The organism is Sandarakinorhabdus sp. (assembly GCF_040398645.1).
GTDB lineage: Bacteria > Pseudomonadota > Alphaproteobacteria > Sphingomonadales > Sphingomonadaceae > Sandarakinorhabdus.
This window is the reverse complement of record NZ_JBBATR010000026.1, coordinates 1-7051: the sequence shown is the minus strand read 5'-3', so window position 1 is coordinate 7051 and position 7051 is coordinate 1. Positions and strand designations below refer to the sequence as shown.

Sequence of the window (7051 nt, the reverse complement as noted above, 5' to 3'; positions counted from 1 at the left end):
AGCAGGTCATGGCAGTCAGCATGGCCAATCGCTTTGCCAACCTGCGGCTCGCGGTCAATCTGGCTGGGCCGTTTCGGCTGGCGGTCACGCTGCTGGTTCTGGTGGCAGCCCTGGTCATGGCACGGTACAGCTGGGAACTGCCCTTTGCGCTTTCGGCCGAACGCGGCCTTTATGATGTGCGCGTCGATCTGACCGCGGCGCGGGTGGATCAGGATGACCGAGTGGTGCTGGTGGTGTTCACCGAAGAAACCCTGGCCGCCACCGGCAAGCGGTCGCCGCTCGATCGGACCATGCTGGCGCGGGCGCTCACCAATCTTGATGCACTCGGCCCGCGTGCCATCGGCGTCGACATTCTGATCGACCAGCCGCAGCCCGAAGACCCGGTGCTGAAGGCCGCGTTGCTGGCCATGAAAACGCCCACCTATTTCGGGTTTTCCAGCAACGCCGAAAACGGTGAATTCGTGATGCTTTGGCAAGAGGCGCATATGCGCGAGTTTTTCGGGGCCGTGGCATCCGCGCCGGTGCGCACCGCCAATATCCGGCTGGATGTCGATAGCGATAACGCGTGGCGGCAATGGCCAAATCCCACCAATCGCGTGCCCGGCCTGCTGGTCAACCGGATCACCGGCGTGAAGGACTATGTCCAGTATCAAGGCGCTGCGATGTTTCGCAAGCCGCTGCTGGCTGACCGTCCAGTGTTTGCGTCGCTGCCCGTGGATCTGTTTGGTGATCCCGCCGCGGCATCTGCGATGAAAGACGCCATCGCCGGCAAGATCGTGCTGATTGGCGCCGATCTGCCTGAGGCAGACCGGTTCATTACGCCCTTCACGAGGTTGTCAGGCGCGACCACGCCGGGTGTGGAGCTGCACGCCGTGCTGATCGCGCAGGCACTGGACGGCAGCAAGCTCAAGCCCCTGCCTGCTGGCGTGCTGTGGGGGCTGGCGTTGCTGGCCGTGCTGCTGGGCGCACTTACCGGCGGCTTTGATCTCGGGGTGCGCGTGCTCGGGCCGATTGTGCTGGCGGAAATCGGCTTGCTGGGTTGGCTGCCTTACGGCCTGCAGCAAGGCGACTTCGATACGTTCGGCATGCCGTGCGCCGGCCTGGGCGTGGGCTGGCTGCTGGCGATCATGGCCGCATCGACCACCGCCCGCATCGTTGGCGCCGAACAGCGCAAATTCGCCCAGGGTGCCCTAGGAAAATATCTGCCCCGCGATGTGGCCGAACAGATTTTGCGCGACCCCGAAAAACTGGCCCTGAAGGGCGAACGCCGGCCGATCTTCGCCTTGTTCAGCGATATCGAAGGCTTCACATCGATGTGCCAGAGCCAGCCGCCGGAAGTGGTCGCTGCCACGCTCAACGAATATCTTGATACGATGAGTGAGGTGGTGCTCAAACATGGCGGCACCATCGACAAATTCGTTGCTGATGCCGTGGTGGCGTTTTGGGGCGCACCCCTTGCCCGGCCGGGCGATGCTGGCCGCGCGCTGGCCTGCGCTGTGGAAATGTCTCAGGCCGGTGAGCGCTTCTGCTTTGCTGAAGGTGAGCGCCCGGCGATGGGCCGCACCCGTGTCGGGCTGCATTGGGGCGATGTGGTTGTGGGCAATTTCGGCGGTGAAGGCCGCATCCAGTACACGGCGCTTGGCGATTCGATGAATGTCGCGGCACGATTGGAAGGCGCCAACAAGAAACTGAAAACCGCCGCCCTGATCAGCATTGAAGCGGCCGAACAAATGGGGCTTGAACATTTCCGGCCAATGGGGCGCGTGCGCGTGCGCGGCCGCGACAAGCCCATCGCCGTGTTCGAACCGCTCGGCGCCGGCAAGGCAGCGGGCGATCCTGAATGGAACAGGCTTTATTCGGCCTTTGAAGCCGGCGACGGCGATGCGCTGAGAGCGCTGACGGCGCGCGCCGCTGCTGCACCGGAAGACAAAGCACTCACGTATCTGGTACAACGCATGGCCCAGGTGGGCCCGGGAGGTATTTATGATCTCGATTAAGCCGAAAACCAAAATTACAACCCTGTTGGTTGCTTTGCTCGCGTCCGGCGCAGCCATGGCGGGTCCGCTGGTGGTGCGCGCAGCCGGCCCGTCTGCAGGGACGTTCAAGCCGGGCCAACGCCTGCCCGACGCACCCTTGATTCTGAAGGTCGGGGATTCCATTGTTGTGCTCGATACCAAAGGCACGCGCAGCTTTTCAGGCCCCGGCACCTTCAGCCTGACATCGGCAAGCGCCGTCGCGCAGGAAGTGGCGTTCAGCGATCTTCTGGTGCAAAAACCGGCCCGCCGTGCCCGCATCGGGGCGGTGCGCGCCGGCGGCCAGGATCAAGGCCCGCCAACACCGCCCGGCGTGTGGGCACTGGATACCCGCACTAGCGATACAGTGTGCGCACTTGATCCGGCCAATGTCGCACTATGGCGTGCCGATACCACCGCTGCCCAAACCCTTATGATCAACCGCGACGACGGCGCCGCTGCCAGCGCCGTGTTTGGCCCCGGCCAGGCCGTGACCAGCCTGCCAGCCGCCGTTGCCGGCAAGCCGGGCACGTTGAGGATCACCGGCGGCAACGCTACTGTCACGCTGACCATGAAGCAACTGCCCGCACCAAGTGATGTGGAAGCGCTGGGCGCAGCACTGGCTGAAGCCGGCTGCCAAAGCCAATTGCTGCGCTTGGCTGCCAACACGTTACAAAACTAAGGACTGGGGCAAAAGGCAAGCAGGCGCTGGCGGCCCGGATTAGCGGGCAGCCATCGCCTGCCGCGCCAAGCCTCACCGCAGCGTGAAACGCACCTTGCGGCCGCGAAAATCCAGGCTGACCCGGCGGAAACTCGCGAGCAGATCCGATCCCAGAAAGATCGCTGGCTCATCGGCCAGCCCAAACAGTCTAAACGGCGGCGCATCAGCGAACGCGACCACGACATTGTTCAGATACAGCCCGCCAATGCGAACATTGCTCAGTACGATGGCTTCGGCCTTCAGCGCCTGCCCGGTAACCGACATCAATTCGATATCCTGCATGGCAGCGGGCCGGCGGCTGCCAAACAAGCGTCGGCGCAAGGCCATATTGCCCAGCGTGACCTCGCTGCCCGTATCGATCACCGCCGAAACCTTGCGATTGTCCACGGCCGCTTCGGTAATGATCAACTGGCCCTTGCGGCGGCGCGCGGTCACCACGATTTCGCCGCTGCTCGCATAATAGGCCTGCCGCGAATCTTGCACGGTGATGGTGCGTTTTACAAAATCCAGCATCAGGCGCTGATCGGCCAGCGCATCAATGCCGATCAGGCCATCAGCGCCCAGGTCAACCTCAGCCAGCGTCGGCGCGGTGATCGGGCCAATCTGCGAACGGCCCAGCGTCAGCATCGCCACTTCCGCGGTGGGCACATCACGCGCACCCGCCATGCCTTGCACCCGCACTGGCGACCCAGCAGGCAGGCCAAGCCGGGCCGCCAGCGCATCGCTGATCACCGAACGATCGGCACCTGAATCCACCAGAAACCGATGCGGCCCGCTGTCATTGACCTTCACCTCGATAAACAAGCGCTTGCGCAGCTGCTGCGCCGCCAGGGCATCGCCAGCGATTTCCAGGCTGTTGTCGATCGTGGCTGGCGCAATGAACGGCTGCGTTGCCGGCACCAGAACCGCGGGCGGTGCAACCACGGCAGCCGCAGTGACTGCCAACCACAGACATGTGATGATCATCATGCGCACATCTGCCGATTGCCGATGCAACGCAAGAGGGCGGCCTTCTTCGCGCTGCATCTCACCATTGGCCTGCCGCGGCCGCAATCGCCAATGGCAAACGGCCAAGACCTGCAACGGCGATTGTGCCTGATCTGGCACCGTGGCGCAGTGGTTCAGATGATGCCGCGCGCCTGCAAATCTGCCAGTGCCGCAGCATTGAGCCCGAGTTTTTCGCCATAAACAGCTGCATTGTCCTGTCCGACGCGGTCAGGCGCGCTGCGGCGGACGCTGCCAGGTGAAGCAGACAGGCGCGGAAACACATTTTGCATCGTCACGCAGCCAAGGCGCGGGTGCGGCAGGTCGATGATCGCTTCGCGCGCCGCAAAATGCGGATCATCCAGCATGTCTTGCGGGCGGAACAAACGCCCGGCCGGCACGCCGGCAGCGATCATGCTGGCTTCGAGCTGTGCGATGGTCAGTGTCCGGGTCCATGCGCCGATCTGCGCATCCAGTTCGGCCTGATGCGCGCCGCGCGCGCTGTGCGTTGCATAGCGGGCATCGCTCGCCAATTCCGGCTGGCCCATGGCGGCACACAGGCGCGCAAACACCGTGTCCTGGTTGGCGCCGATCAGAAATTCGCCATCTTGGCACGGATAGACATTGGACGGCGCAATGCCGGGCAGAATCGCGCCTGATCGTTCGCGCACAAATCCTGATGCGGCATAATCGGGCACCATGCTTTCCATCACCTGCAGCACCGCTTCATACAGGGCGGAATCGACCACCTGGCCCTGCCCGGTGCGCTGCCGATGGTTAAGTGCCGCCAGCGCGCCAAGCGCACCATAGGTGGCCGCCAGCGTGTCCCCAATCGATACGCCCATCCGCGCCGGCGGTCGATCCGCATCGCCAACAATGGCGCGCCAGCCGCCCATGGCTTCGCCTATGCCGCCAAAGCCGGCTCGCCCGGCATATGGCCCGGTCTGGCCATAGCCCGACACGCGCACGATAATCAGCCCGGGATTGATCGTATGCAACGCATCCGGGGCCATGCCCCATTTTTCCAGCGTGCCCGGCCGAAAATTCTCGATCAAAATGTCGGCCTTGGCCAGCAGTCCGCGCGCCAGCGCCTGGCCTTCGGCGGTGCGCAAATTGCACGATACGCAGCGTTTGTTGCGGGCAATAACCTGCCACCACATCGGCTGCGCACCGCTGCCCCAGCCGCGCATCGGGTCGCCGTGGCCGGGCGCTTCCAGCTTGATGACATCGGCACCCATGTCGCCCAGCAATTGGCCGCAGAACGGGCCGGCGATCAGTTGGCCCATTTCAACCACGTTGATCCTCGCCAGCGGGCCGGTGTTTTCGGCTGCCGGCGATGGTTCGTCGGTGCGCTGCATCATAATGCCGGCGGCGCGCCGGGCAGCGGGCGCGGTGCAAAATCGCCAGCCTTGCCCGCCCGGCTGGGCAGCGGCCGGCCCATGACCCCGGCAAACCACACATTGGCTGCCAGTGCAGAGTGCAGATCATAGCCCGTGGCCACACCGGATTTTTCGAACATATACAGCAACTCCTCGGTGCCGACATTGCCGGCCGCGCCGGGTGCAAACGGGCAACCGCCCAGGCCGCCCAGCGCCGAATCAAACGTCCGGCAGCCGGCCTGATAGCCAGCCCAGGCATTGGCCGGCGCCAGCCCGCGGGTATCATGAAAATGCAGGCGTATGGGAATCGGCGCAATGGTAGCGATCACCCTAGCCGTCAGTGCGGCCACCTGCGCCGGCACGGCCACCCCAATCGTATCAGCCAGCGCAATTTCGCGGGCACCAGCCGCTGCCATGCGCGCCGCCAGCTCCACGACACGATCCTCCGGCACGGCGCCTTCATAGGGGCAGCCAAAGGCCGCGCTGATCGTCACTTGCGCATAAAGCCCAGCGGCGGCCGCCTTTTTCAACATGGCGCTGTTGGCCGCGATGCCATCCTCAATGCGCTGGCCTTGGTTGATGATGCCAAAACTGTCGGTAGCCACCAACACACAGCCGGCTTCGTCTAGCGGGCGCGCTGCCGCCAGAGTTGCGATAGCGCGATCAACACCGCGCTCGTTGAGGCACAGGCCGATAAAGCGCACACCGAACGCGGCGGGCAGGCCGGCAATCACTGCCTCGGCATCAGCCATTTGCGGAACCCGGCGTGGATTGACGAAGCTGGCCACTTCGATGCGGCGCGCGCCCATGCCGATCAGATGATCGATCAACTGCAGCTTGTTGCCGGTTTCGACAAAGCCGGATTCGTTCTGCAGGCCGTCCCGAGGGGCGACCTCGACAATCGAAACAGCGGCGGCGGCAGGATCAGACACCCGTTATCCAAGCACAAGCGGCCGACAGAGGCAAATCACGTAGCGCCGGGCCGTTCAGGAAAAATTGAAACTTACTGACAAGCGATCCGCGCGCGCTGCGCTGGGCATCACTTCGTGGCGAAGCCAGCTTTCCCACAGCAGCACCTGGCCGGGCACCGGATCGACATAGACAAAATTCGCCGTGTCCGGCGGCGCATCGCTGCGGCGCGGCGGCGCGTGCATCAGCATCGGCAAGCGCGGATCTTCAAACCGGATTGCACCAGCGCCCGCCGGCACTTCCAGATACAGCGTGCCGGAAATGATGCTATGCGGGTGAATATGGCCGCTGTGGCTGCCGCCAGATTTCAGGATATTGACCCACAGGCTGTCAAGACGCGGCGACCGTCCTGCCAAATCGAGATGCGCAGCTGCGACAAATTCGACCGACCGGCGCACCAACCAGCGCGCCAAGGCGCCAAATGCTGGATCGCGCTTGGGCAAATCATCAAGCGAGGCGTAGCTGGTATAGCCGCGGTAACGATGCTGCTTGCACCAGCGCCGACCGGCCAGATCAACGTTCGAAAGGTCGCGCACGCTGGTAACAAGCTCGGCCAACAGCGTTTCATCGACCAGTTTGCCGTCCCACAGCGGCGTCGGAAACATGTTTCGGATCGTCATGGCTGCAGTTCTTGGCGCGCACAGGCCGTCAACGCAAGCACCAGGCTCACCATCAGGGCTTACCACCATTAAGACTGAATTCAGGTCCATTTTGCTAAGTAGACTAATCTGGTCGTCGTTTTCTGTCCCAGAAGCTGCGAGCCACCCCGGGCTTGTCAGCATGCCGGGAGAGCATATCGTGCGGACACATGATCAGGCTGAAAACAGCATTGCTCCGATGATGAAGCGGTTGGCCGTAAAAGCAGCCGTGATCATCGCCATAGCAATTTCCGGCACGGCGCCGGCAATGGCAAACAAGACCGTGGTGATGACCGCCACGAACGTGAACGCTGCGCTGGCCGCGCTCGCCCCCGGCGACACGCTGCA

General features: G+C 63.6%; 7 protein-coding genes. 3 read left to right on the top strand and 4 right to left on the bottom strand.

The features are described from left to right. Positions 1-8 precede the first annotated feature (8 nt). Positions 9-1997 (top strand): CHASE2 domain-containing protein, encoded by a 1989-nt coding sequence (locus ABWP50_RS07885; protein WP_353217450.1) that lies wholly within the window; start codon positions 9-11, stop codon positions 1995-1997. A 55-nt stretch (positions 1998-2052) separates the two neighbouring features. Further along, positions 2053-2694, top strand: a complete 642-nt coding sequence (locus ABWP50_RS07880; protein WP_353217449.1) for a hypothetical protein — start codon at positions 2053-2055, stop codon at positions 2692-2694. A 72-nt stretch (positions 2695-2766) separates the two neighbouring features. Here ABWP50_RS07880 and ABWP50_RS07875 read toward each other — a convergent pair whose 3' ends face one another. The 4 genes from ABWP50_RS07875 to ABWP50_RS07860 all read right to left on the bottom strand — a co-directional run bounded on the left by ABWP50_RS07875 (position 2767) and on the right by ABWP50_RS07860 (position 6685). Further along, positions 2767-3657: an aspartyl protease family protein gene (locus tag ABWP50_RS07875; protein ID WP_353217448.1), complete on the bottom strand. Its 891-nt coding sequence runs from the start codon at positions 3655-3657 to the stop codon at positions 2767-2769. Positions 3658-3854: 197 nt separating this feature from the next. After that, a complete protein-coding gene (locus ABWP50_RS07870; protein WP_353217447.1) occupies positions 3855-5078 on the bottom strand; it encodes a CaiB/BaiF CoA transferase family protein in 1224 nt (407 codons plus the stop codon). Then, positions 5075-6028, bottom strand: a complete 954-nt coding sequence (locus tag ABWP50_RS07865; RefSeq protein WP_353217446.1) for a hydroxymethylglutaryl-CoA lyase — start codon at positions 6026-6028, stop codon at positions 5075-5077. Before ABWP50_RS07865 ends, ABWP50_RS07870 begins: the two co-directional genes overlap by 4 nt. A gap of 54 nt (positions 6029-6082) precedes the next feature. Continuing rightward, positions 6083-6685: a TIGR02466 family protein gene (locus ABWP50_RS07860; protein WP_353217445.1), complete on the bottom strand. Its 603-nt coding sequence runs from the start codon at positions 6683-6685 to the stop codon at positions 6083-6085. Here ABWP50_RS07860 and ABWP50_RS07855 point away from each other — a divergent pair. Further along, positions 6669-7051: hypothetical protein (locus ABWP50_RS07855; RefSeq protein WP_353217444.1), on the top strand; the 383-nt coding region annotated here is incomplete at its 3' end. The two genes, ABWP50_RS07860 and ABWP50_RS07855, sit on opposite strands and share 17 nt — an antisense overlap.